Below are 24,400 nucleotides of genomic sequence, written 5' to 3' on the forward strand. Positions count from 1 at the left end.
CCGAGCGGCGGTGCGGTGGCTGCTGGGGGCGGGGGCGCGGGATGTGGTGGTGCTGACGCGGACGCCGCGGCCGCTGCCGGTGGGGTTGGCGGGGATGGAGGATCGGATCGTGGTGGTGCGGTGCGATTGTGCGGATCGGATGGATCTGGCGACCGCGTTGCAGGATGTGCGGGAGTGCGGGTCGGCGATTCGGGGAGTGGTGCACGCGTCGGGGGAGACCCGACTGATGGCGGCGGCCAATCTGCTGGAGTTGACGGCCGCGGATCCGGCTGATTTCACCGTGCTGCTGACCTCGGGGCCCGAGACCGCCGACCCCGGGTCACCGCCGGCCGAACCGGGCTCGGTGCGGGAACTGGCGGCGGCGCAGGTGGATCGGCGCGTCATCTGCGTGGAATGGGAGGTCGGGCCCGCCGCCTAGGGCAGGATGACGCCATGGCGGACCCCGTGATCGAGGTGAAGTGGAAGAAGGTGCCGGACGAGCATGACTACCCGGCCGCCGCGGACTACCTGGAGATGCTGGCCGAGCCGGAGGTCATCGCCGCGGTGGTCCAGGAGTTGCGGGACGCGCCGCTGACCCACAAGAAGGCCAAGGATCTGCTGCGCGCCTCGCAGCTGGACGCGCTGCCCACCTCGAACCCGTACGTGCGCCGCGATCTGCAGAAGATCGTGGCGGGCAAGGCGCTCTCGCCGATCCTGGTGGTGCGCGGGGACTTCCGCCGGAACGTGCCCATGGTGATCGCCGACGGCTATCACCGCGTCTGCGCCATCTACTACACCGACGAGAACATCGCCATCCCGGTGAAGATCGCGTCCCTGCCCTGAACGCGTGACGCCGTGAACTTCCAGACCCTCACCCTCATCACCGTCCTCGGCCTGGCCGGACCCTGGCTGGCCTGGCGGCGGTCCTGGCACCTGCCGGTCATCCTGGGCGAGCTGGTGGCCGGAATCGTGTTCGGCGCCACCGGTTTCGGACTGCTGCATCCGGAGGACCCGACCTTCACCTTCCTGGCGGACGTCGGCTTCGCGGTGGTCATGTTCGTGGCCGGCACCCATGTTCCGGTGCGGGACGCGTCCATTCGCTCCGCGCTGGGCGAGGGCGCGCTGCGCGCCGTGCTGGTGGGCGTGCTGGCGGTATTCGCCGGGGAGGGCATCGCGGCCTGGTTCGACACCGGGCACGGGCTGCTCTACGCCGTGCTGATCGCCTCCTCCTCGGCGGCCATCGTGCTGCCCATCCTGGATTCCCAAGGGCTGGGCGGAAAGCCGGTGCTGGAGTTGACCGCCCAGGTCGCCATCGCCGACGCCGCGGCGGTGGTCGCGCTGCCGCTGGTGATCGATCCGGGCCACGCGGGGCGGGCGGCGCTGGGCGCGCTGCTGGTGGCCGTGGCGGCGGTGGCGGTGTACGTCTTCCTGCGCTGGCTCGAGGATTCCGGCATCCGGCATCGGATGCACAAGGTGTCCGAGGAGCGGCAGTTCGCACTCGAACTGCGGGTCAGCCTGGCGCTGCTGTTCGCGCTGGGCGCGCTCGCCACCCGCAGCCATGTCTCGATCATGTTGGCGGGCTTCGCCCTCGGGCTGGCGGTGGCGGCCATCGGGGAGCCGCGCCGGGTCGCCAAACAGCTCTTCGCGATCAGCGACGGCTTCCTCGCGCCGCTGTTCTTCGTCTGGCTGGGCGCGCGGCTGAACCTGCGCGAGTTCGGCGATCACCCGTATCTGATCCTGCTGGGCCTGGCCCTCGGCCTGGCCGCGGTGCTCGCCCACGTGCTCATGCGTCTGCTCGGACAGCCGATTCCGTTGGGCGCCATCGCCTCCGCGCAGATCGGCGTCCCGGTCGCGGCCGTCACGGTCGGCACCCAACTGCACGTTTTGAAGCCCGGCGAACCGGCGGCACTCATGCTCGGCGCGCTGATCACGATCGCGGCCGCGGCGTGGGGCACCCGGCGATCAGTCGCCTTCTCGTCCCAATAGCCGGTCGGTCTCGCGACGCTCCCGCTTCGTCGGACGACCGGCGCCGCGATCCCGGCGGGGCATGAGGGCGGCCAACTGCGGGTCGGGCGGCGGCGGGCTCTTGTCGATCATGATCTGTGCGACCACACCGGCGCCGACGCGCTTGGTGATGAGCTGCTCGACGATGACGATGCGTTCCAAACCATTGACCCGGACGCGGATCTCGTCGCCGCGCTTCACAGTGTGCGCGGGCTTCACAGGTACGCCATTGACCTTTACATGCCCCGCGCGACACGCCGCCGCGGCGGCGGAGCGGGTTTTGAAAATGCGGACGGCCCAGGTCCAAGAATCAACTCGGGCCTGGGCCGTGGTGCTCAGTGGAGCGGAGGTCACGCCTCGACGATACTGCGTCGCGCGGTGACGCTGGGATGTCAGGTAGCTAGGCGTTGATGCGACGCGCGGTGACGACCTGGCTGGGGTGCAGGTTGGTGTAGGACACCGGGGTGCCGCTCTGCACGGCGTTCAGCAGCTTGCCGTCGCCGGCGTAGATGCCGACGTGGCCGCCGCCGTTGGTCACGACGATGTCACCGGGCTGCAGGTCCTCGAAGGCGACCGGAGCGCCGACGTTGGACTGCTCGAAGCTGGTGCGGGGCAGTTCGATTCCGGCCTGCTTGTAGGCCCACTGCACGAGGCCGGAGCAGTCGAAGGAGTAGGGGCCGGTCGCGCCCCAGGAGTACTGGGCGCCGACCTTGGTCTCGGCGGCGTGCAGGGCGATGTCGCCGACGCTGGACTTCTGCTGGAACAGGGAGGGCAGCTGGAACTGCGGCGCGGCGGGCGCGGGGGCGGCGGGCGGAGCCACCTGCAGCGCCGACGCGGCGTCCTTGGCCGCCTGGTTGAACTGCTGCACCTGAGGCGCGAAATCGTCCGGTACGTCGAACTTTCCGATGCCCGGGATGTCGACGGTGGCGGCGGTGGCGGTGATCGCCGGGAACGCGCCAGTAGTCGTCGCGGCCATCGCACCCATGACGATGGCACCCTTCACGGAACTCGGAATCCGAGATTCCCGCTGCAAGCTGTGCTTACCCACTGAGCCGCATCTCCGATCTTGCTGCTGTGTAACGTCGCGGGCTGCCTCTCCGATGAAGCAACAGACTCCGCTAAGTCACGAGAAGATTACGACTAGGCCGTCGCGTTGTCCACCCGACGCGAGGGGTGTGTCGCACCTTTTCCAAAACGCCCCGCTGGAGGGGCAATTCGGTGTATAGGGCCCCTGATCACGAGACGGTATAGGTGATCGACTCGGCCGTTATCAACCCTTCGCCTCCACCACCCGCTCCAGCTCCGCAATCCTGCGGCGAGCGTCGGCGAGATCCACCTCGAGCTGTCCCAGCGCCATCACCAGGGGACCCACCGCGAGGTCGGCCACCAATTGCGGATCGTCGTACCCGCGCTCGATGGCCACCAGAATGTTGTTGCGGATGCGCGCGGCGACAATCGCCTCGGCGGGCACGTTCCAGGATTCGACCACCTCCGCGACGGTGGGTACGACTTCTTCCGACATGAACCCTCCTGCGCTGGATCCCAACGAATCAGGCATAAGGGTAGAGACATCGGCGGACAGTCCGGGCATGAACCAGGTCGGTCCGGTATGCCGGTCAATAGCTGCGTCTAGGGCCTTCGATAGATGCCCGGATAATCGTCGATTCCCGCGCTACCGTGGCCGCGTGGACCCCGTCAGGAATCCCTACGCACCCGGCGCGGGACAGCGGCCGCCCGAACTCGCGGGCCGCGACCGGCAACTCGACGCCTTCGACATCGTGCTGGAACGGGTGGCGCGCGGCCGGCCCGAGCGCTCCGTCATGCTCACCGGACTGCGCGGGGTCGGAAAGACCGTGCTGCTCAACCAGCTTCGCTCGGCCGCCCGCGCCCGCGGCTGGGGCACCGGCAAGCTGGAGGCGCGCCCCGATCAGGAACTGCGGCGGCCGCTGGCCTCGGCGCTGCACATGGCGGTGCGTTCCATCGCGGTCGCACACCGCAATCCGGAGCAGGTCGACGATTTCCTGGGAATTCTCAAGGCCTTCGCGCTGCGCTCGACCGCTGACAAGGGCATGCGGGACCGCTGGAATCCGGGCATCGACGTACCGGCGGTGACCGGCCGCGCCGACTCCGGCGATATCGAGATCGATCTGGTGGAGCTGCTCATGGAGGCGGCCGCGCTCGTGCGCGATATCGGCATCGGGATCGCGGTGTTCATCGACGAGATGCAGGATCTCGGGGCCGCCGACATCTCGGCCATCTGCGGGGCCTGCCACGAATTGAGCCAGGACGCCGCGCCTTTGATCGTGGTGGGCGCGGGGCTGCCGCATCTGCCCGCGGTGCTCACGGCGTCCAAGAGCTACTCCGAGCGGCTGTTCTCGTATCACCGCATCGATCGGCTGGATCGGGAGTCGGCGGATCAGGCGCTGATCGCGCCCGCCGAGCGGGAGAGCGTGAAGTACTCCGAGGAGGCGCTGGACGCGTTGTACCGGAAGGCCGACGGCTACCCGTATTTCGTGCAGGCCTACGGCAAGGCGACCTGGGACGCGGCGGCGCAGAGTCCGATCACGGCCGAGGATGTGGCGGTGGCCGCGCCCGCCGCCGAAGAAGAGCTGGCGGTCGGTTTCTTTGGTTCCCGCTACGAGCGAGCGACCCCGGCGGAGCGAGAATATATGCGCGCCATGGCCGATTTGTCCGGAGACGAGGGTCCGGTGTCCACCGCCGCGGTCGCCAGCGAGCTCGGACGCAAGCCCGCCTCGCTGTCTCCGGCGCGCGACGGCTTGATCAAGAAGGGCCTCATCTACTCGGCCGAGCGCGGCAGCATCGGTTTCACCGTCCCGCATTTCGGCCGATATCTCCGCAGCGTTCAATAACCGAAGATTAGCCATTCGATCAAGATCATTGCCTGACAAGCGTTTTCGATCATTGCCGACCCCTACCGGTGGGTAACAAAGCCTCCTACACTCGAATGTGATTCTCATCACGGTCGAGGAGGACATCATGGCGACTGCCGCCAAAGTTCACGCCACCGAGGAACAAGCCCGGGCACTGGTCGAGGAATCCCGCGAAACCACCTGGGCCAAGCCGTCCTTCGCCAAGGAGATGTTCCTCGGCCGGTTCCGGCTCGACCTCATCCATCCGTTCCCACGCCCGGACGCCGCCGACAGCGCCAAGACCGAGGCCTACCTGACGCGGCTGCGCGCGTTCTGCGAGACCATCGACGGCCAGCGTATCGAGGCCGAGGGGCGCATTCCGGACGAATACGTCAAGGGGCTGGCCGAACTCGGCTGCTTCGGGCTCAAGATTCCCGAGGAGTACGGCGGCGTCGGGCTGTCCCAGGTCGGCTACAACAAATCGCTCATGCTGGTCGGCTCCGCGCACGCCAGCCTCGGCGTACTTCTCTCGGCACACCAGTCCATCGGCGTGCCCGAGCCGCTCAAGCTGGCCGGCACCCCCGAGCAGAAGCGAGAGTTCCTGCCGCGCTGCGCCAAAGGCGCGGTGAGCGCCTTCCTACTCACCGAACCCGATGTGGGTTCCGATCCGGCGCGCATGGCCTCCACCGCCACCCCGACCGCCGACGGCGAGGCCTACGAGATCAATGGTGTGAAGCTGTGGACCACCAACGGCGTTGTGGCCGAACTGCTCGTGGTGATGGCGCGCGTGCCCAAGAGCGAGGGCCATCGCGGCGGCATCTCCGCCTTCATCGTGGAGGCCGACAGCCCGGGCATCACGGTGGAGCGGCGCAACGCGTTCATGGGCCTGCGCGGCATCGAGAACGGTGTCACCCGCATGCACAATGTCCGTGTCCCCAAACGGAATCTGGTCGGCCGCGAGGGTGACGGCCTCAAGATCGCGCTCACCACGCTGAACGCGGGCCGCCTCGCGATTCCGGCCATGTGCACCGCCGCGGCCAAATGGTCGCTGAAGATCGCGCGGGAATGGTCGGCCACCCGCGTGCAGTGGGGCCGCCCGGTCGGCGAGCACGCCGCGGTCGGCGAGAAGCTGTCCTACATCGCCGCAACGACTTTCGCGCTGGAGTCGGTGCTCGACCTCTCGGCCACCATGTGCGACGAGAACCGCAACGACATCCGCATCGAGGCGGCGCTGGCCAAGCTGTGGGCCTCCGAACAGGCCTGCGAGATCGCCGACGAACTGGTGCAGATCCGCGGCGGCCGCGGCTACGAGACCGCCGCCTCGCTGCAGGCGCGTGGCGAAAGAGCCGTCGGGGCCGAGCAATTGGTGCGCGACCTCCGCATCAACCGCATCTTCGAGGGCTCCAGCGAGATCATGCGGCTGCTCATCGCCCGCGAGATGGCCGATGCCCACATGTCCGCCGCGGGCGCGCTGGTCGACCGCAATGCCGAGATGAAGGACAAGGCCAAGGCCGCCGTCGGCGCGAGCGGCTTCTACGCCAAGTGGTTCCCGCAGCTGACCGTCGGCGCGGGCACCACCCCGGTCACCTTCGGCGAATTCGGTCCGCTCGCACGGCATATGCGCTTCGTGGAACGGATGTCGCGCAAGCAGGCCCGCGCGCTCATGTACGGCATGGCGCGCTGGCAGGCCAAGCTCGAGTACAAGCAGGGCTTCCTGGGCCGCATCGTCGACATCGGCGCGGAGCTGTTCGCCATCGCCGCGTCGTGCGTGCGCGCCCAATCCCTGCGCGTCGCGGGCGATCCCGACGGCGTGGCCGCCGAGGAACTGGCCGACGTCTTCTGCCGCCAGGCCCGCCTGCGCGTCGAGAACCTCTTCAACTCCCTGTGGTCCAACACCGACGACGCCAACACCGACCTGGCCCGCGGCATCCTCGACGGCCGCTACCGCTTCCTCGAGAACGGCGCCCTGGACCCGAGCGAGGGCACCGGCCCCTGGATCGCCGAATGGCAATTCGGCGAGTCCACGGAGAAGAACCTCCTCCGCCCGTTCCTACCGTCCACCAAGACGGGAGCCGCCACCTAGCCGGACCGACGCAATAGAACTCTGCCTATATCTAGTGAAGTCCATAGATATAGGCAGAGTTCCATGTCCGCTCACCCCTGAGGGTGCCGGCCACCCGTCAGGCCGTATCACTTGCTCTATCTATGCAGCTCTAGTTGATTTACTAGATTGGCTTAGATTGCCCTGTCGCCGGCCCGATCGACAGGGATCTCTTGGTGGGTCTAGCAAGTTGCCGAGAGTCCTGTAGATCTTTCGGCAGGGGTGCATAGATCGGCGGCTTCAGTTGGACAACTTGTGCATAACGCCTGGTGTGAGGGGTTAACGCGGGGGCTATGTCTATCGACAACCGGGCAAAAGGCGAACTCTTCAGGAGCACGTCATGTCCACGATCGACAGCGCCGCCAACGCCGACGGCCGCCATGTCACCGTCTCCGCCGATGACGGTGTGCCACTCGCGGTGCGCGAGTTCGGCAACACCGATGCGCCCGTCACCGTCGTGTTCGTCCACGGACATTGTTTGCGGGCCGAGTCCTGGGCTTTCATGCGCGGGCATCTGCTGCAGGCCTGGGGCGATGACACCCACATGGTGTTCTACGACCATCGCGGACACGGGGATTCGGGCAATGCCGATCCCTCGACCTACACCATCGAGCAGCTGGCCCGCGATCTCGACGCGGTGCTGCGGGCCGTGGTGCCGACCGGAGCGGTTGTGCTGGTGGGGCATTCGATGGGGGCGATGACCGTGCTCGCGTACGCGCGGCTGTACCCGGAGACCATCGGGACGCGGGTGGTGGCCGTCGGGCTGTTCTCCAGCGCCGCCAGCGGGGTGACCCGGGTGGGGCTGGGGCGGCTGCTCAGCGCACCGGCGGTGAGCTCGCTGCGGGTGGCGGTGCGCAAGGCTCCGCGTGCCATGCAGGCCTCGAAGCACCTGAGCCGCCGCATCTTCGAGCCCATCATGCGCGACGCCACCCTCGGCACCCGCAAGGTGAGCCCGCGCATGCTGGCGGTGGCGACCGCCATGCTCAATGACACCTCTCTGCTGACCATGGCCAGCTTCCTCGAATCCCTCATGAGCTTCGACGAATCCGCGACCCTGCATCGGCTGGGCACGATCCCGGTGCTGGTGCTGGCCGGTTCGGCCGACATCATGATCCCGTTCGCGCATTCGGTGGTGCTGGCCTCGCAGGTCGACCACGCCGAGTTGGTGCGGCTGGACGGGGCCGGGCACAGCGTGATCCTGGAGCGCGCCGAGGAGGTAGCCGCGGCGGTGGTGGCGCTGGTCGCCCGGGCCATCGCGGCGGCCCGCGGTGAGGAGCCCGATTGCGGGCCGGATTGCGGGCCCGAGCTCGCGATCGCCGGGTAGCGGCAAGGCCCTCCGGGGGTAGCCGGAAGATCATCCGCGACCGCCGGATTCGACGGTTTGAAACGCCTTCGCGCCCAATTCGTGACTCCGTGACAGGCCCCTGAGCAGGTATTATTCACGGCGCACGAGACGGATCCCACATGATCACGTACTGTGTTGTAGATCACGATGTGTGGTCTGTCACACGGCTCGAGGAGGGTTTCGATGACACGCAGCGAAATTGCGGAACTCCGCTACGCGGTCGGCCAGCTCCGGCAGTGCGTCAGCGCATTGCGTTCCCACTACGGAGACGCGGGCACGGTTCGCCGGCTGGAGAACGATCTGGAAAGGCTCGTCATCGACGCCGATGAGTTCGAGCAGGCCCCACCCCCGGAATCTCCCGGGGCCAAGCAGGAGACGATCTACGTCCCCGACGCCAAGCACGACGAGGCGGCTTGGATGGGCGCGCAGGACGAGGGCCTGGGCTTTCACTCCCGCCCCCGGACGAAGTAACTAACTCCCCATTTCGAACAGCGGCAGAACCACCTCGACAATGACGTCGGGGCTCGGCAATTCGACGAGCGCGTCGGGTGGACTCAGCTGCCGCTGCAGCGCGCGCTGATGAGCCGCGCCGACCAGCAGCAGGGCCGGTGCGCGCAGATCCTCGGCCGCCACACCCCGGGCGGACAGATAGGCGACCACGCCGTCGACCGCGCGATGCGGGCCGAGGTCCAGGTCGCGGCTGCGTTCCCGGTAGACCGCGCGCAGTTCGGCATCCGACTGCACCGCCGCCATGACCGGCAGCGCGGACACGAAGAAATCCTCGAGGGTCGCGAGCAGCGCGATCAGATCCGCGCGCAGATCGGTCACGGGAGTGTCTGCCAGCAGGTCCTTGAAGGGCCGCAGCTGATGCTGAATCACGGCCTGTAGCAGGCCCATTCGGTCGCCGAAGTGGTAGAAGATGCTGGATTCGGCGACGCCGGCGCGCGCCGCGATCTCCTTGGTCGACAACCTCGCGATGCCGGATTCGGCGAGAACCCGCTGGGCGCTGGCGATTACGGCCTCGCGCACACCCGTGCTCGGCCGCCCTCGGGAACGGGTCGCCACGCTGCCTCCTGTCACGTTTTCACCATCGACCCTTGCAGTATGCCGCACCTGGTCGTATTTTCTGAGTTGTCACTCAGTAAATAGGTGAACCGGAGGTCTCACCGATGTCCAAGCCAGTCACGACAACTCCGAATCCCGCGGCCACCCCCAAACAGGAGCGGTTGAACGCGGTCATGCGATGGGTGCTGCGCTCACCGCTGCACCGGGTGGTCAGCGGGAAGCTGCTCATCGTCACCGTGGTCGGGCGCAGGACCGGGCGGGTGTACGACAACCCGGTCGCTTACGTCGAGCACGAGGGCACGCTGCTGATCGGCACCGCGGCCAAGTGGCGGCGCAATCTGAAGCCCGATGAGCCGGTGCGGATCACCTTGCGGCGCAGGGTGATCGAGGCGGACTGGGCGGTGATCACCGATGTGGACGAGGCGGCCGAGCTGTATCGGGTGATCCTCACGCACAACCCGACGCACGGGAAATACGCCGGCATCAGCCTGAATTCGGACGGCAGCGTCAATCGCGAGGAACTGGCGGCGGCCTTCGCCAAGGGGACCGCCGTCGTCCGGCTCTGGCCGCTCTTCTGATCCTCGTACCGAACCTCTGCCCCTCAGTGCCGGTGTCGGCCCCTCATGCGCTTGGTTCCCGCGCCACGGAAGCGGGCGCCGAGCGGGGCCTGCGAAACCGGCTCGAGGTTGGGCGATTCGAACAGGGCGGCCACGGCGGAGGTCGGACCGGCGGGGGTGACGGCCAACCCGAGACCGCCGTCGCGACGGGCGAGTTCGTTGAGCAGACCGGTGACCATGCGCAGACCCGCGGCACCGCCCGGATCACCCAGCGCGATCGCGCCGCCGTGCACGTTCACCAGGTCCGGATCGTAATCCGCGAGGCCGAGGGTGCGGGTCACCGCGAGCACGTCGATCGCGGAGGTCTCCTCGATCTCGAGCAGTTCCAGATCGCCGAGCTCGAAACCGCCGCGCCACAGGGTCTTCGCCACCGCGTGCGTGGCGGCGGCGACCTCGGCGTCGGCGGTCGTTCCCGCCGAGGCCCATTCGACCAGGTAGCCCATGGGTTCCAGGCCCAGATCGACCAGCCGCTCCTCGGCGACCACCAGGCAGGCGGAGGCGGCGAGGCTGCGGGTGCTGCTGTTCCCGGAGGTGGTGGTGCCGCCGGGCAGGTCGGGGGCCAGGGCGGCGAAGGCGCGGGCGGAGACGTCGTCGCGCAGTCCCTCGTCGCGGTCGACGAGTTGCACCACCGCGGAATTCGGGTCGTACGGGTCCGCGCACACCACCACCGGCGCGATCTCCGCGCCGAAGACGCCCTGCCGGTGGGCGCGGGCGGCGCGGCGATGGCTGGCCGCGGCGAAGTCGTCGGCCGCGCCGCGGGTCAGGCCGAGGTCGTAGGCCAGCTGTTCGGTCCGCAGTGAATCCGCTTGCCCGCGAGTGGATTCGGCGGCGGCCCAGATCGCGATCTGTTCATCGGTGGACGGCGCGTCGTCCGGCTCGGAACGCGGCCGCGGCCGGGGTGCGCTGGGTGATTGCGCCTCGGATCCGATTGCGGTGCGCGAGTATTCGGCGCCGAGCGCCACCACCACGTCGGCCGCGCCGGTGCGCACCATCATGGCCGCGGTGATCAGCGCGCGCAGTCCGCCGCCGGGGCCGTCGCCGAGCGCGAATTCGCCCAATTCCGAGGACAATCCGCACTGCGGCAGGGCCAGGCGCACCGCTTCGGCGTCGGGGACCGCGGTCACGAGTTGTTCGACCCGTCCCGGCGTCAGACCGCAGCGCCCCAGCACGGCCGATAACACCGTGGCTATCAGCCGTTCCGGCGGCACCTTCGCGAGCGCGCCGCCCGGCAGACCCAGTGGCGTGCGCATCGGCATGACGATCGCCGCTCGTCTCATCACCGGCTCCCTTCGAACCCTCATCACCGGCTGCCCCGAGGGGTTTGTCCAGCCCAGGGGACAGGCCACCACAGAGTTGTTGCTGCCGTGTGACGGTGTGTAACCGGAAAAAGCGACCCCGTCGACCACCCCGATGTCCGAATTACGAATCTCTCTGACACACCGTCTAGTTCGCAAGATTGCCCTTTGTTCACCAAGCAAACGAATCGCTGGTCGAACCAGGAAATGTGGCGCAAATCACTGGGTCACGAAATGGCTGTTGCGAGCTCGAGTGATAGCGCGGCTGTCGTAGGGTGCTCACCATCACATTCGATGCCGGAGGTAACGATGACGTTCCACGGGATAGATGAGCGAGGCATCCACCAGTGAGCGCCGCACCAGTCAAGGCTCCTGAATCAGGTACTACCGGGGTTTTCAGTCGAGGTCGCGCCGCCATCGCGGCCCGCACGCTCCGCAGCGATCGCTGGTGGCTGCCGCCGCTGGTGACGGTGGCGGGGTTCGCGACCTTCATCATCTACGCGACCGTCAGATCCTTTCAGCACGACTACTATTGGGTCGGGCAGTACCACTATCTGACGCCGTTCTACTCACCGTGCCTGAGCGCGGGTTGTGTCGAGGGTTCGAGCCATTTCGGAACACCCATTCCCGATCTGCCGCACTGGATTCCGCTGGGCTTCCTGGTGCTGCCGTTCCTGCTGTTGTTCCGGCTCACCTGCTACTACTACCGCAAGGCCTACTACCGCTCGGTGTGGATGTCGCCGCCGGCCTGCGCGGTGGCCGAGCCGCACGCGAAATACACCGGGGAGACCCGACTTCCGCTGATCATCCAGAACGCGCACCGCTACTTCTTCTACGCGGCGGTGATCATCTCGGTGATCAACACCTACGACGCGGTGATCTCCTTCCGCTCCGGGAGCGGCTTCGGGATCGGCCTGGGCACCCTGATCATCACGGTGAACGCGCTGCTGCTGTGGGCGTACACATTGTCGTGCCACTCCTGCCGCCACATCGCGGGCGGTCGGCTCAAGCACTTCTCGCAGCATCCCGTGCGGTACCGCTTCTGGACCGTGGTGTCGAAGCTCAACACCCGGCACATGCAGCTGGCCTGGACGACGCTCGGCACGCTGATGCTCACCGACCTGTATGTCGCCCTGGTCGCGGCCGGCAAGGTCACCGATCTTCGGTTCGTCGGCTAGTCCCAATCCTCAAGTCTCCCAGGAGTATTCGGTTCAATGCCTGAAGTCGAGCGGCACAAGTACGACGTGGTCGTGATCGGCGCCGGTGGCGCGGGTCTGCGTGCGGTGATCGAGGCCCGCGAACACGGGCTGTCGGTGGCGGTGGTGTGCAAGTCCCTGTTCGGCAAGGCGCACACCGTCATGGCCGAGGGCGGCTGCGCGGCCGCCATGGGCAATGCCAACGAGAAGGACAGCTGGCAGACCCATTTCAAGGACACCATGCGCGGGGGCAAGTTCCTCAACAACTGGCGCATGGCCGAACTGCACGCCCAGGAGGCCCCGGACCGGGTCTGGGAGCTGGAAACCTATGGGGCACTGTTCGATCGGACCCCGGACGGCCGGATCAGCCAGCGCAACTTCGGCGGCCACACCTATCCGCGGCTGGCGCACGTCGGCGACCGCACCGGGCTCGAGATCATCCGCACCATGCAGCAGAAGATCGTCGCGCTGCAGCAGGAGGACTTCGCGCAGACCGGTGACTACGAGGCGCGGATCAAGATCTTCGCCGAATGCACCATCACCGAACTGCTCAAGGACGGCGACCGGATCGCCGGTGCCTTCGGGTACTGGCGGGAATCGGGGCGCTTCATCCTGTTCGAGACCCCCGCGGTGGTCATCGCCACCGGCGGTGTCGGCAAGTCCTACAAGGTGACCTCGAACTCCTGGGAGTACACCGGCGACGGGCACGCGCTCGCGCTGCGCGCCGGGGCCTCGCTGATCAATATGGAGTTCCTGCAGTTCCATCCGACCGGCATGGTCTGGCCGCCGTCGGTGAAGGGCATCCTGGTCACCGAGGGCGTGCGCGGTGACGGCGGCGTGCTCAAGAACTCCGACGGCAAGCGCTTCATGTTCGACTACATCCCGCCGGTGTTCAAGGGCCAGTACGCCGAGAGCATCGAGGAGGCGGACCAGTGGCTCAAGGACAACGACTCCGCCCGGCGCACACCGGATCTGCTGCCGCGTGACGAGGTGGCGCGCGCCATCAACGAAGAGGTGAAGGCGGGGCGCGGCACCGAGCACGGCGGCGTGTATCTGGATATCGCCTCGCGCCTGCCCGCCGATCAGATCATCAAGCGGCTGCCGTCCATGCACCACCAGTTCAAGGAGCTGGCGGATGTGGACATCACGAAGGAGCCGATGGAGGTCGGGCCGACCTGTCACTACGTGATGGGCGGCATCGAGGTCGATCCCGATACCCAGGCGGCCACGGTGCCGGGCCTGTTCGCGGCCGGCGAGTGCGCGGGCGGTCTGCACGGGTCCAACCGGCTCGGCGGCAACTCGCTCTCGGATCTGCTGGTGTTCGGGCGGCGGGCCGGACTCGGCGCGGCGTCCTATGTGGAACAGCTGGCCGGGCGGCCCAAGATCTCCGATACGGATCTGGCCGCGGCGGCGAAAGCCGCTGTGACACCGTTCGATCCGCCCAGTGAGGGCGGGCCGGGGGAGAACCCGTACACCCTGCACATGGACCTGCAGCAGATCATGAACGATCTGGTCGGCATCATCCGCAAGGAACACGAGCTGAAGCAGGCCATCGACAAGCTGTCCGAGCTGCGCGACCGCTACGATCACGTGACGGTCGAGGGGCATCGGCAGTTCAATCCGGGCTGGCACCTGGCGCTGGATCTGCGCAATATGCTGTTGATCAGCGAATGTGTCGCGCAGGGAGCGCTTTTGCGCACCGAGAGCCGCGGCGGCCACACCCGCGACGACCATCCGGGCATGGATCCGGCCTGGCGCAACAAGCTGCTGGTCTGCACCGTCGATCCCGACGACGTCGGCTTCTCGGTGCCCTCGGTGACCGTGACGCCGCAGGCCCAGGTGCCCATGCGCGAGGATCTGCTCCGGCTCTTCGACCTGGCGGAGCTCGAAAAGTACTACACCCCCGCCGATCTCGCAGCGCTGCGGGACGACGCTGGAAAGGCGGAATAGCCATGGGCTACGAGGCGAAGTTCAAGGTGTGGCGCGGCGACACCGAGGGCGGCGGCCTGCAGGACTTCACCGTGCTGGTGAACGAGGGCGAGGTCGTGCTCGACATCATCCACCGGCTGCAGGCCACCCAGGCCCCGGATCTGGCGGTGCGCTGGAACTGCAAGGCGGGCAAGTGCGGCTCGTGCTCGGCGGAGGTGAACGGGCGGCCGCGGCTGCTGTGCATGACGCGCATGTCGACCTTCACCCAGGACGAGGTGGTGACGGTGACGCCGATGCGCACCTTCCCCGTCATTCGCGACCTGGTGACCGATGTGTCGTTCAATTACAAGAAGGCGCGCGAGGTTCCCTCCTTCACGCCGCCGGTGGATCTGAAGCCGGGCGACTACCGGATGCAGCAGGCCGATGTGGAGCGGTCGCAGGAATTCCGCAAGTGCATCGAATGCTTCCTGTGCCAGAACACCTGTCACGTGGTGCGCGATCACGAGGACAACAAGCACGCTTTCTCGGGTCCGCGTTATCTGATGCGCATTGCGGAACTCGAAATGCATCCCCTCGATGTGGCGGACCGCCGTGACCTGGCACAAGAAGAGGCCGGGCTCGGATTCTGCAACATCACCAAATGTTGCACGGAAGTTTGCCCGGAACACATCAAGATCACAGATAACGCGCTCATTCCGCTGAAGGAACGCGTCGTGGACAGGAAGTACGACCCGATCGTCTGGCTGGGCAACAAGCTTTTCCGCCGTTAGCTGGGTTGATCACGAAACGGCGACTGTTCAGCAACGGAAGCATGTTTGCGACAGACAAGCATGGGTATCCAACTATTCGTGGACCGTGGACTGAAGAATGTTCGTCCCCGGTACCGGAAATTGGGTCCCGAAGACTGGGTCGAACGGCTGATCGTAGGGATGCTCTTCGCGGTATCGGCGATGGGCGTATACGTACTCACCGGCGCATTGATGCCCGCACTGGCGATCGGCGTACTGGTCGCCGCCGTGGCGATCGGCGTGGTCGCAATACTGTAGGACGATAGTTCGCAAGAGGACTCGGGGGTTCACGGGAGCTCGGGGCCCGTGAACCCCCGATCAGCGAATCAGCTGTCGAACACCCCGTTTTCGAGGCCGGCGGTGAACGACCGCCATTCCGCCGCACCGAACACCAGCGCCGGACCGAGCGGATTCTTGCTGTCCCGCACGCCGACTCGGCCCGCGGTCAGGAACGCCACCTCGACGCATTCCTTACCGGCCCCGCTGCGGCTGCTCTTGAACCAGCGGGCCCCGGAAAGCTCCACACTCATGCCGAATACTCCTTCGCAACCTGTCTGAGCAGGTTTCTGCTGTCCTGGACGTCCAGCGCGCAGCGTTCCAGACCGTCGCGCGCCCGGCGATAGCGCTGAACGTCGCCCTGTCTCTCGAGATACAGATCGCCGGTGAACCCCTCCACGTACACCACCGGGGGCTCCACCGGCTGCCCCTTGCCGTCGGTTCCGAACTCCAGAATCACGAACGGGCCGGTCGAAAGCCCCAGTGGGACACCGGCGGTGAAGGGCAGGATGCGCAAGCCGACATTGGGCCGGGTACTCACCTCCGCCAAGTGCCGCACCTGCGCCGCCATCACCCTTGCACCTCCCACCAGGCGGCGCAATACCGATTCGTGCAACACCATGGCGATCTGTGCCGGGCGGGTGCGGCGGGTGATCATGGACTGCCGCTGCAGCCGCAGCTGGACACGCCGATCCACCTCCGCCACAGTCTCTTCCGGATAGCCGAGCCGGTTCAGGGCCCTTGCGTAGTCGGCGGTCTGCAGCAGTCCTGGCACCAATTCCGATTGGTAGCAGGACAACTGCTGCGCGGATGCCTCGAGGCCGACGTAGACGTCGAAGTTCTCCGGAATCAGATCGCCGTAGGAGTGCCACCAGCTCTTGACCGCCGCCTGCTGCGCCAAACCCTTGAGCCCCTCAGCGATTTCGGCCGGAATGCCGTAGATCCGGCACAGCTCCTGGATGTCGATGGTGCGGATGCGATCGGCATTGCCCTTCTTGAGCCGCTGTAAGGTGCTCGCGCCCCACTCCATCAGCTTGGCCGCCTCGGCGATGGTGAGTCCGGCCTGGATGCGCCAGTCGCGCAGATAGCGACCGAGCTGGCGGCGGGGCAGGGTGGATGACGCGGGGCCTTCGGACACAACACGCTCCATTCGCGGTCGCGGGCATGGATCGGGGTCGGGTGCGTGGATCGGGGCCGCCGGCAGGCGGGTGCCTCGTCCACTATGGAGAATCGTCCTCCCCCAGGTGGATTCGCTGCTGGGAATTCGCGCAATTTTGCGTTCTCCTTGTCGAAATTCGCCCGCTTGGCGTCTGCTCGTGGTGTGCTAGATGTGTGCCCGGAGCGATGTAGCTAGGCCCCTTTCCTTTCCTGAACCTCCGGGCACTTCAGGAACCAGTGGGAACAAGGAGTGGTCTGGAAATGCAACTGACGTCCCTCAATATGCACATCGCCGGTCTCTCACGCTGCCGCCGTGATCCGGGTGTGATGTCCGCCGAACAAGCCCACGCCGCAATGCAATTGCACCTCGATTGCACGGTGCAGACGTGCAAGGTGCGCAGGCGTGCCCGGGCGACGCTGGTGGAGGAGGGACGGTGCGTGCTCGACGAGCGCGCCCTGCCATGATCGGGCAGCCCGAGATGACCGGACAATTCGAACCAACCGGTTGCGACCGGTTGCTCTACCGGCTGCTGTGGCTCGCGCTCGACACCCGCGCCGCACTGCGCCGACCAGGAAGGGTTTCGCGACCGGGGGTGAACCGGGGAAGGCCCCCCGCCGCGATGAACGCTGCCGCACAGCGCTTTCGAACGCCCCGCGCCTAACCTCCGGGTTGCGGAGGCGCAGTCCCCTCGCGTGCTGCAGCGCGGTTCGGCCCGCCCGCTCCACAGACGGCGGGCGGGTCGAACCGCACCCAATATCGGGCGTGACGCCTACCCTGGAATCCACCGCGCTTTCTTTCCGGCAGCGCGGCGCCCGGGGTGGAGGGGAACACCGTTGTTGGCCTTCGAACACTCATCTGTTCCGGCGTGCCGGACCGCGTCCGTGACGGATCTGGATGCGATCCGCGCCCTCGAGGTGATCGAATTCGGGCACCTCGCCTATCCGTATTTCGTTCTGCGCCAATTGTTCGAATTACACGGAGCAAACTGGACGGTTGCTGAAGAGGCGGGGGAGCTCTGCGGTTATGTCCTCACCGCCCTCGACGGCGCGGGCACCGCGTGGTTTCTCGGGTTTGCCGTCGCCGCCGACCGGCAGGGCCGCGGCTACGGCCGCACCCTACTGGAAGCCGCACTGGCACAGTGCCGCCGGGCCGAGGCCGAACAGGTCTTCGTCACCGTGAAGCCCGGCAACCGCGTCGCCTACCACCTCTACAAGGAGGTCGGCTTCGTGTGGACCGACCACGAGGCGACGTACTTCGGGGCGGATGAGCCCCGAGATGTGCTGGTACGCCGGATTTATCATTGATCATGCTCGAGAAAAGCGCTCCCTCTTCCCCTTTCGTGGCGGATATGAGCATGCGCATCGAACGGCATGCCGACACCTACGCCGAGAGCGTCACCGAATTCCTCGAGCAGCCGCACCGCCAGCGCCGCCGCGCCACCGAACAACCGCTGCTGGATCTGTTCACCCGCCACACCGAGGCGGTGGTCGCCACCTACGATCCACCCGGAATCCGCAGGGCCGGTGACAGTCTCGTCTTCGCCCACCTCTACGCGCCGGTATTCGAACACACCGCCGCGGCGGCGCCCCGGCCGCTGGCGGTCAACCGGGTACTGGCCGCGCTCATCGCGGCCGAGGTGGAGTTCCGCGGGCCGTTGCGGCTGAGCCGCACTCAGAATCGGCTGCTGGCCGAGGCCTATGAACGGCTGGGTCCGCCGCTGACGCAGGCCGGGCTGCCCGCGCACGCCGCCCTGGCCTACCGGCGCGCGGGCACGCTCTACCGCATCGACGAGGACACCGACGCCGAGGACCGGTGCGGTCTGGCGCTGGCCCGCGCCCGGCGGGCCGCCCAGCCGGTGGGCTGGAAGCGGGTCTGCGGCTGGTTCCCGGATCTCATCTGCGGCTACGGGTATCGGCCCTTCCGCATGCTGTGGTTCGTGGTGGTGCAGCTGGTGATCTTCACGGTGGCCGTGCTGCTGCGATCGGATCAGTCGGTGGCCGTCACCGTCTTCCAGGTGCTGATGAACTATCTGAATCCGCTGGGCATCGGCGATACCGAGCAGCTGCGGGTGGGCGGGCGCGCCATCCTGGTGATCGAGAGCTATTTGGGCGCGGTCACCATGTCGGTGTTCTTCGCCCTGCTGGTGCGCCGCTGGTTCCGGCTCTGAGCATTGCCCGGCCGCGCGTTCACCACTGGATGGTGCTGATCTTGGAGCTGCGCAGGGCCGCCAGGGTCGCCACCGCCAGGCCGTCGCGCAGCTGGCCGACCTGGGCGGTCCACTGGCGGGTGAAGCCCGGATCGGATTCCAGCCGGGTCCACAGTTCCCGCAGCCGGGGCGGCGTGTGCGCGCCGGGCATCCACAGATGCACCAGCTGCTCGAGCAGCGGGGACAGCCGCGCCGACGAATCCCGTTCGGGTGCTTCACTATCGGCTTCCGACAGGGCGGCGCCGAGAATGGACAGCAGCCAGTCGTGGACCGCCAGATCCTCGCAGAAGCGTTGTACCCCGGCCAGATCCCGGGCGGTCGGCACCATGATTCGCACCGACCGGGTGTTCTCGTCCTCGAGCCGGAACGCGAACAGGGTTCGGGCCCGGGCGGTTCCGTCCACCGGCGGCGCGACCCGGGCGGCCCAGCGCAGCCGGGTGGCGCCGGAGCGCACCGGCGGATCCTGATCCAGCCGGGGATCGGTTCGCACCCGGGTGAGCAGCCGGTCGCTGATGGAGCCCAAGTCCAGGGTGGTGGCGGTGGAGCCCTCCAGGAAGCCCTCGGTGAGATCGACCGCGGCCGTGGTGTCGTCGCCGATCCGGTGCAGCAGCTCGACCGTGCCGACCTGATTCAGGTAGTGCGACCACGGCCGCCGGTTCTGATCCGCCGCCCGCACCACGGTCGAGCACGCCGAACTCTGGATCACCCGGCCGCCGACCAGCACCGCGTGCGCGGCCACCGTCCCGATGGCGCGGCTCTCCGAGCGCGACACCGTCGCCAGGCGGCAGTCCACGCCGACCGCCGAACTCGGCGAAACCGCCAGCGCCAGCGGGCGTTCCCGCATCAGTACGCGCTGTCCGGGCAGCAGCGACAACAGCGCCGACGCCTCGCGCGTGGCCAGCCCCCCGGAGTTCGGCAGCAGTGCGGTGCGCACTTCCCCCAGCAGCACCAGCGGATCGTTCATACCTCAGACGTCCCCGAGGAAGATGTGGTTCAAACGGCGGGTGGCCTGCCGCGGCACCTCCACCGGAATCCGCTCGCCCGCACCGCGTTCGGCCAGTTTGGCCTGCACGTCGTCATCGAGCTGCAGATGGTCGAGGATGACGCGGACCGCGTGCTCGATGCCCAGGTAGCTGTAGGGCAGCACCGACAGCGCCCGATACGCCGCGAAGGGCTTGGCCCGCGGGTTCAACTGCACCACCGCGGGCAGCCGCGACCAGTCGGCGGGCCACGGGTCCTCCCACGGCACCGGCGCGGCCACCATGGCGCCCTCGTCGCGAATCATGCCCAGCCGCAACAACTGCCAGATCGAGGCCAGGAACGGGCAGGACCACAGGATGGTCTCCACCTGCTGCCCCGCCACCTCCTCGAGCTGACGGCTCCACAGCTGCACATCCAGGAAGATCGAGTGATTGCGCGCACCGAACTCCTCCGGCGGGCGGTAGCGGGCGATCCGCATGGCCTGTCCCGCATCGAATTCCGAGGAGCGGCGGCCATTGCACAGCCAGCCGGACTCCACGGTCGGCGGGCGACGGCCGGTGCTGTCGCGCTCGGGTTCGGCGACGATGCGGGCGGCCATCATCTCGGCCAGCCGGACCGGTTCGCCGACGGGTTCGCCGTCGAGGAAGCCGGGCACCTCCGCACAGCCCGCCTCGCGGGCTAGATAGTCGATGCGCACCCCGCATTCCTCGGCGGCGGCGAGCAGCTTCTCGAGCACCTCGCGCGGATCGGACTTGCGGCGCGCGTCCCGGTCCCGCGACCGCGACGACGCCGTCCGGGTCCAGAAGTAGTCGTCGACCAGGAAGCAGGTGCTCACCCGCGCGCCCGGACCGAATTCCGTTTCGGCCGCGGCCATCTGGGCCTCGACAATGGGCGCCACCTTGCGCAACTGGGCGTGGATGCGGTCGACGCCGTTGACGAGCTCGTCCATATAGAAGTGCCCGACCTCGATGGACAGGTGCGAGAGCGGCTGCCCGGCCACGCGATTGCGTTCACCGGCCTCGCTGTAGTCGGTCGCGGAGCTCATCGGCGCACCTCCACCTGTTCCCAGACGGCGTCGTTCATGAGTTTCTCGGTGAGCGAGCGGAACGCCTCCACGGTCGCGGCATTGGCCACGTGCGCGGCCACGTCCACATCCAGGATCACCTGCTCCCGGCACTGCAGCATCGGTTCCACCGGAATCCTGCCCAGTATCCCGCTCTCGCCCATGCCGTGGCGATTGGCCGCGCGGGTCAGGGTGTTGTGCTGTTCCTGCAGCCAGGCGGCCTGCGCCGGACGCAGCCCGGCGTTCGCGCCGAGCTCGGGCACCGCGGTGCGGATATAGCGCAGTGAACCGAGCAGTTCGACGCGGTCGTGGCCCCAGGCCTCGCCGGTCTCGAGCACGCCGTGCTGATCGTGCACCAGACCGTGCGCGGCCGCGATGTGCTGGCGGGTCCAGCGGTGGAAGATGAGCCAGCGGCACACCGTCCGGGCCAGCTGCGGCTGCCTGGTGGCGCTCAGCGCCAAGGCCAGCGCGATGGAACGGCCAGCGCTCAGATCCACGAAGGTGACGTCGTATTCCTGTTCGCAGGTGAGGAACAGCGCCGCGCAGCGGTTGATCATGCGCTCGTCGAGGGTGGTGAACTCGGAGCCGCCGAGGTCGCCTGGGAACAGCACCAGGCGGCCCGAGGGGTGGCGGGAGCGGCTCAGTTCCACCCGGTCGGTCTCGGAGCGCACGCTGAGCCGGGCGGGGGTGCCGTTCTCGTCGAGCAGGTAGGCGTGCAGCCCGCTGCCGTCGGTGATGCCGTTGTCGATCCGGCTGATCTCGAAAGTGCCTCCGGCGGTGGGTGATCCGAAGTCGAAGTCCAGGTACGCGACCTTGAGACCCTTCATGCTCAGCCAGTAGGCCATATTGCAGCTGGTCACCGAGCGGCCGGTGCCGCCCTTGTCGGAGGCCGAGAACACCAGCACGGTCATTCGCTCCTGGTCGCGTCGGAGCGGGCGTAGGCCAGCTCATCCAGTTCCAGCAGGGCCTGCGAGGCCAGGCTCACCGCGGTGCCGGGACGCTCGTCCACCAGTTCGCGGGCGCGCTCGAGCCGCTGCTCGGCCAGGATCAGGGCGGTGCGGCCGGCCGACACGTCGGTCTCGCTGAGCTCCAGCATCTCCCGATTGAGCAGGTGCTCGGCCTCGGTCAGCAGCTCCATGGCCCGGGTCACCGAGGTCGGCGAGCGCAGCGGTGGTTCGCGGTACATGCGGGCGGCGGTCACCATGCACTCCACCACCCGCTCGGTGAGATACCAGGAGGGCAGGTCGACCTCGGGGCCGCGGAAGATCCGGCTCGGATCGTCCCAGAGGCCGGTGGCCGGGCCGCCCCGGAAGGCGCGCAGATCCAGGTGATCCATGGTGGCCTGGGCCAGCGCCATCAGCTGGTCCCGGGTCTCGACGGTGCCGGAGAGCCGCGCGGCCTGCAGGGTGCGCTTCAAAAGCACTGTGGCGTAATCGGATACCGTCCACAGCAGCAGTGGGCCGTCGAGATCCTCGCTGCCCAGCAGGCGCAGGCTCACGCCCGGGGTGTGCATGGTGCGGGCCGGATCGTCCTCGGTGAAGCGGCGGATGATGCGGCCGCGCCGGGCCAGTTCGTCGAAAATCGTTGCGGCGCGGTCCAGATCGTCGTCATTGGCCTCGCGGTTGAGCAGGTCCTGCATGAGCACCGCGGACACGATGAGACTGAAGTAATCCGACTCCTCACCGTCGGAGGTGCGCCACGGAATGTCCTCCAGCGGCCAGCGCCCGGAACCGAAGCGCGCCACCGCCGCCCAGTAGCGCTGGGCCAGATCCCAGCGCAGCTGCAGCGCCTCGGCCAGCCGGCGCTGCTGACTGTTGAGCAGGTCCAGCTCGCGGGTGCGCACCGAGGTGAGGTCGTTGATGCCGTCCAACGCCACCACCGTGAAGTGCAGATAGGGCCGGGCGACGGCGTGGCCGGGCTGATCCGCGATCGGCATGTTCACGAAGTCGATGGTCGCGGCCTTGCGCACAATGCCCCAGCTCCAACCGCATTCGAAGAGCAGGCCCTCGGTATCCAGGTCCACGCCCTCGACCTGGCTCAGGGTGGCGTCGTTGCGTAGTCGGATGCGCACCCGGTCCAGGCGGTTGCGGACCGCGGCGACCACCGTCTCCGGGGAGCTGCCGGTCTGATTGAGCATGGACAGCATCGCGCGCCCGGCCTCGGACTTGGGCTTGACGGTATTGACCACAAAACTACGGATCAGTCCGACCATGGCCGCGGTGAGCCGGACATTGATGCGAGCGTCGAGGGCCTCGATGCGCGGGCCCAGCTCGACCGCGAGCCGGGTGCGCCGCGCCACCGCCTGCTCGGCCACCGGACCGCTGAAGCCGCGCAGGAACTTCAGCGCCGCCAGGCACAGGGTGAGCGACATCGAGTAGGAGTCGACCACGTCGAGCTTGCGCTGATCGGCCGTCGGCTCGGTGCCGTCGGAGGCGGCCAGGTAGCTGCCCGCGGCGAAGACCGGCAGTTCGGTATCGGTTTCCGGATCACACTCGGTGTAGCGCTCGACGTACTGCTCGAGCAGCCAGACCACCCGCTCGCCGATGGTCAGACCGTTGTCGCCCAGGGGCGCGAGCACCGCGCGGATATCGTCGGCGATCTCGTCCGGGCGCTCCAGGCCGAACCCGTCGATCTCGGTGGCCGGATAGAGCAGGCACAGCAGCTGCTCCGCGTCGCTGATGGAGTTGGAACCGTTGCGACCGCCCCAGACCCACTGTTCATCGCGGTAGCACGCGGTCAACATGGACCGCCAGACTCCGAGGATCTGTTCCCGTGGCTTGATTCTCATCGACGCCGTCCCCTGCCCTGTCGTGGCCAGCCTCGCCGTTGTAGCTCTGAACGCGCGCGGCTGAAACTATCATGCGCCAGGCGCGCGCACCGGGTGGAAGACAGGCCCGAAATCGCAGCGGGCACAGGGCAATATCGGGCAGATCGGGCGTGGGAAAGCGAGTGTCGCGTATGCCGCCGGTAGCGTCGCCGATCGTGAATGGTCTCAGCATGGACCGGACGGTTCGCCACCGGATGACTACGCGACGCCGACATGCCGCGGTCGGCTATGCCCTGCTGTTGCCGAGTCTCATCGGGGTGGGATGTTTTCTGCTGCTGCCGGTCGCGGTGGTGCTGTGGCTGAGTGTGCACAGCTGGAATCTGTTGGGGCCCATCGAGTTCACCGGGTGGGAGAACTGGCGGTCGGTGCTGACGGACCGGCAGTTCGGGCATTCGATTCTGGTGACGCTGGGGCTGACGGCGATCGCGGTGCCGGTGCAGACCGCGCTCGGGTTCGCGGTGGCCGCCATGTTGGCGCGGCGCGGGCGGGGCGGGACCGCGTTGCGGGTGGTGTACGCACTGCCGTGGATGTGCGCGCCGGTGGCGGTGGGTGTGGTGTGGCAGTGGATTTTCGCGCCGAGCGACGGGGCGTTGAACGCGCTGCTGGGGCGGCGGGTGGAATGGCTGAGTTCGCCGACGCTGGCGCTGCCCGCGGTGGCGGCGGTGATCATCTGGATGAATGTCGGGTATGTGGCTTTGT

General features: G+C 67.6%; 27 protein-coding genes. 16 read left to right on the forward strand and 11 right to left on the reverse strand.

From position 1 onward, the window contains the following. The 3 genes from ACAM49_RS27765 to ACAM49_RS27775 form a co-directional block, all read left to right on the forward strand. A partial coding sequence (locus ACAM49_RS27765; protein WP_369638497.1) for a KR domain-containing protein occupies positions 1-418 on the forward strand: 418 nt, incomplete at its 5' end. Positions 419-444: 26 nt separating this feature from the next. Next, positions 445-822: a hypothetical protein gene (locus tag ACAM49_RS27770; protein ID WP_369638520.1), complete on the forward strand. Its 378-nt coding sequence runs from the start codon at positions 445-447 to the stop codon at positions 820-822. A 12-nt stretch (positions 823-834) separates the two neighbouring features. Then, positions 835-1,965, forward strand: a complete 1,131-nt coding sequence (locus ACAM49_RS27775; RefSeq protein ID WP_369638498.1) for a cation:proton antiporter — start codon at positions 835-837, stop codon at positions 1,963-1,965. Here ACAM49_RS27775 and ACAM49_RS27780 read toward each other — a convergent pair. From ACAM49_RS27780 to ACAM49_RS27790, 3 genes are all read right to left on the reverse strand, one after another. Further along, positions 1,942-2,337 carry an RNA-binding S4 domain-containing protein gene (locus ACAM49_RS27780; RefSeq protein WP_369638499.1) on the reverse strand — a complete coding sequence of 132 codons (396 nt, stop codon included), beginning with the start codon at positions 2,335-2,337 and terminating at the stop codon, positions 1,942-1,944. The genes ACAM49_RS27775 and ACAM49_RS27780 overlap by 24 nt on opposite strands. 46 nt (positions 2,338-2,383) lie before the next feature. Then, a complete protein-coding gene (locus tag ACAM49_RS27785) occupies positions 2,384-2,968 on the reverse strand; it encodes a C40 family peptidase (protein WP_369638500.1) in 585 nt (194 codons plus the stop codon). Positions 2,969-3,253: 285 nt separating this feature from the next. Beyond that, positions 3,254-3,505, reverse strand: a complete 252-nt coding sequence (locus tag ACAM49_RS27790) for a hypothetical protein (RefSeq protein ID WP_040814362.1) — start codon at positions 3,503-3,505, stop codon at positions 3,254-3,256. Between the two features lie 163 nt (positions 3,506-3,668). Between ACAM49_RS27790 and ACAM49_RS27795 the strand changes: the two genes are divergently transcribed. From ACAM49_RS27795 to ACAM49_RS27810, 4 genes are all read left to right on the forward strand, one after another. Then, positions 3,669-4,853, forward strand: coding sequence for an AAA family ATPase (locus tag ACAM49_RS27795; RefSeq protein WP_369638501.1), 1,185 nt, complete (start codon positions 3,669-3,671; stop codon positions 4,851-4,853). A gap of 127 nt (positions 4,854-4,980) precedes the next feature. Further along, positions 4,981-6,936 (forward strand): acyl-CoA dehydrogenase family protein, encoded by a 1,956-nt coding sequence (locus ACAM49_RS27800; protein ID WP_369638502.1) that lies wholly within the window; start codon positions 4,981-4,983, stop codon positions 6,934-6,936. A gap of 358 nt (positions 6,937-7,294) precedes the next feature. After that, positions 7,295-8,278 (forward strand): alpha/beta fold hydrolase, encoded by a 984-nt coding sequence (locus tag ACAM49_RS27805; RefSeq protein ID WP_369638503.1) that lies wholly within the window; start codon positions 7,295-7,297, stop codon positions 8,276-8,278. A gap of 204 nt (positions 8,279-8,482) precedes the next feature. Beyond that, a complete protein-coding gene (locus tag ACAM49_RS27810; RefSeq protein WP_040814370.1) occupies positions 8,483-8,770 on the forward strand; it encodes a hypothetical protein in 288 nt (95 codons plus the stop codon). Here the strand turns inward: ACAM49_RS27810 and ACAM49_RS27815 are convergent, their stop codons facing one another. Continuing rightward, positions 8,771-9,364 (reverse strand): TetR/AcrR family transcriptional regulator, encoded by a 594-nt coding sequence (locus tag ACAM49_RS27815; RefSeq protein ID WP_369638504.1) that lies wholly within the window; start codon positions 9,362-9,364, stop codon positions 8,771-8,773. It abuts the gene before it with no gap. Between the two features lie 104 nt (positions 9,365-9,468). On the opposite strand from ACAM49_RS27815, the gene ACAM49_RS27820 reads away from it, so the two are divergent. Next, on the forward strand, positions 9,469-9,942 hold the full coding sequence (locus tag ACAM49_RS27820) for a nitroreductase/quinone reductase family protein (RefSeq protein ID WP_369638505.1): 474 nt from the start codon (positions 9,469-9,471) through the stop codon (positions 9,940-9,942). Positions 9,943-9,965: 23 nt separating this feature from the next. Here ACAM49_RS27820 and ACAM49_RS27825 read toward each other — a convergent pair whose 3' ends face one another. After that, positions 9,966-11,258: an acetyl-CoA acetyltransferase gene (locus tag ACAM49_RS27825; protein ID WP_369638506.1), complete on the reverse strand. Its 1,293-nt coding sequence runs from the start codon at positions 11,256-11,258 to the stop codon at positions 9,966-9,968. 365 nt (positions 11,259-11,623) lie between these two features. Between ACAM49_RS27825 and ACAM49_RS27830 the strand changes: the two genes are divergently transcribed. From ACAM49_RS27830 to ACAM49_RS27845, 4 genes are all read left to right on the forward strand, one after another. Then, positions 11,624-12,454, forward strand: a complete 831-nt coding sequence (locus tag ACAM49_RS27830; RefSeq protein WP_369638507.1) for a hypothetical protein — start codon at positions 11,624-11,626, stop codon at positions 12,452-12,454. A 36-nt stretch (positions 12,455-12,490) separates the two neighbouring features. Continuing rightward, positions 12,491-14,422, forward strand: coding sequence for a fumarate reductase/succinate dehydrogenase flavoprotein subunit (locus ACAM49_RS27835; protein WP_369638508.1), 1,932 nt, complete (start codon positions 12,491-12,493; stop codon positions 14,420-14,422). A 2-nt stretch (positions 14,423-14,424) separates the two neighbouring features. Continuing rightward, the gene (locus tag ACAM49_RS27840) at positions 14,425-15,171 is read left to right on the forward strand and encodes a succinate dehydrogenase/fumarate reductase iron-sulfur subunit (protein ID WP_369638509.1); all 747 of its coding nucleotides are present in this window, start codon (positions 14,425-14,427) and stop codon (positions 15,169-15,171) included. 78 nt (positions 15,172-15,249) lie between these two features. Next, the gene (locus tag ACAM49_RS27845; RefSeq protein WP_369638510.1) at positions 15,250-15,447 is read left to right on the forward strand and encodes a hypothetical protein; all 198 of its coding nucleotides are present in this window, start codon (positions 15,250-15,252) and stop codon (positions 15,445-15,447) included. A gap of 68 nt (positions 15,448-15,515) precedes the next feature. Here ACAM49_RS27845 and ACAM49_RS27850 read toward each other — a convergent pair whose 3' ends face one another. Further along, entirely contained in the window at positions 15,516-15,719 is a 204-nt protein-coding gene (locus ACAM49_RS27850) for a DUF397 domain-containing protein (protein WP_040814373.1), read from the reverse strand. Beyond that, complete coding sequence (locus ACAM49_RS27855) at positions 15,716-16,603, reverse strand: helix-turn-helix domain-containing protein (RefSeq protein ID WP_369638511.1); 888 nt, start codon at positions 16,601-16,603, stop codon at positions 15,716-15,718. The genes ACAM49_RS27850 and ACAM49_RS27855 overlap by 4 nt, the downstream gene beginning before the upstream one ends. A gap of 281 nt (positions 16,604-16,884) precedes the next feature. On the opposite strand from ACAM49_RS27855, the gene ACAM49_RS27860 reads away from it, so the two are divergent. The 3 genes from ACAM49_RS27860 (at position 16,885) to ACAM49_RS27870 (ending at position 18,791) form a co-directional block, all read left to right on the forward strand. After that, positions 16,885-17,088: a hypothetical protein gene (locus ACAM49_RS27860; RefSeq protein ID WP_369638512.1), complete on the forward strand. Its 204-nt coding sequence runs from the start codon at positions 16,885-16,887 to the stop codon at positions 17,086-17,088. Between the two features lie 417 nt (positions 17,089-17,505). Further along, positions 17,506-17,928: a GNAT family N-acetyltransferase gene (locus ACAM49_RS27865; RefSeq protein WP_369638513.1), complete on the forward strand. Its 423-nt coding sequence runs from the start codon at positions 17,506-17,508 to the stop codon at positions 17,926-17,928. Positions 17,929-17,972: 44 nt separating this feature from the next. Then, entirely contained in the window at positions 17,973-18,791 is an 819-nt protein-coding gene (locus ACAM49_RS27870) for a hypothetical protein (RefSeq protein WP_369638514.1), read from the forward strand. A 19-nt stretch (positions 18,792-18,810) separates the two neighbouring features. Here ACAM49_RS27870 and ACAM49_RS27875 read toward each other — a convergent pair whose 3' ends face one another. Genes ACAM49_RS27875 through ACAM49_RS27890 form a run of 4 tightly spaced genes read right to left on the reverse strand, consistent with a single transcriptional unit; the run spans position 18,811 to position 23,662 of the window. Continuing rightward, positions 18,811-19,794: an SCO2521 family protein gene (locus ACAM49_RS27875; protein ID WP_369638515.1), complete on the reverse strand. Its 984-nt coding sequence runs from the start codon at positions 19,792-19,794 to the stop codon at positions 18,811-18,813. Between the two features lie 3 nt (positions 19,795-19,797). Beyond that, a complete protein-coding gene (locus ACAM49_RS27880; RefSeq protein WP_369638516.1) occupies positions 19,798-20,856 on the reverse strand; it encodes an SCO2522 family protein in 1,059 nt (352 codons plus the stop codon). After that, positions 20,853-21,785 carry an SCO2523 family variant P-loop protein gene (locus tag ACAM49_RS27885; protein ID WP_369638517.1) on the reverse strand — a complete coding sequence of 311 codons (933 nt, stop codon included), beginning with the start codon at positions 21,783-21,785 and terminating at the stop codon, positions 20,853-20,855. Before ACAM49_RS27885 ends, ACAM49_RS27880 begins: the two co-directional genes overlap by 4 nt. Then, positions 21,782-23,662, reverse strand: coding sequence for an SCO2524 family protein (locus ACAM49_RS27890; RefSeq protein WP_369638518.1), 1,881 nt, complete (start codon positions 23,660-23,662; stop codon positions 21,782-21,784). Before ACAM49_RS27890 ends, ACAM49_RS27885 begins: the two co-directional genes overlap by 4 nt. A gap of 233 nt (positions 23,663-23,895) precedes the next feature. Between ACAM49_RS27890 and ACAM49_RS27895 the strand changes: the two genes are divergently transcribed. Next, positions 23,896-24,400: carbohydrate ABC transporter permease (locus ACAM49_RS27895; protein ID WP_369638519.1), on the forward strand; the 505-nt coding region annotated here is incomplete at its 3' end.

The sequence above is a fragment of the Nocardia sp. JMUB6875 genome, assembly GCF_041154655.1.
GTDB lineage: Bacteria > Actinomycetota > Actinomycetes > Mycobacteriales > Mycobacteriaceae > Nocardia.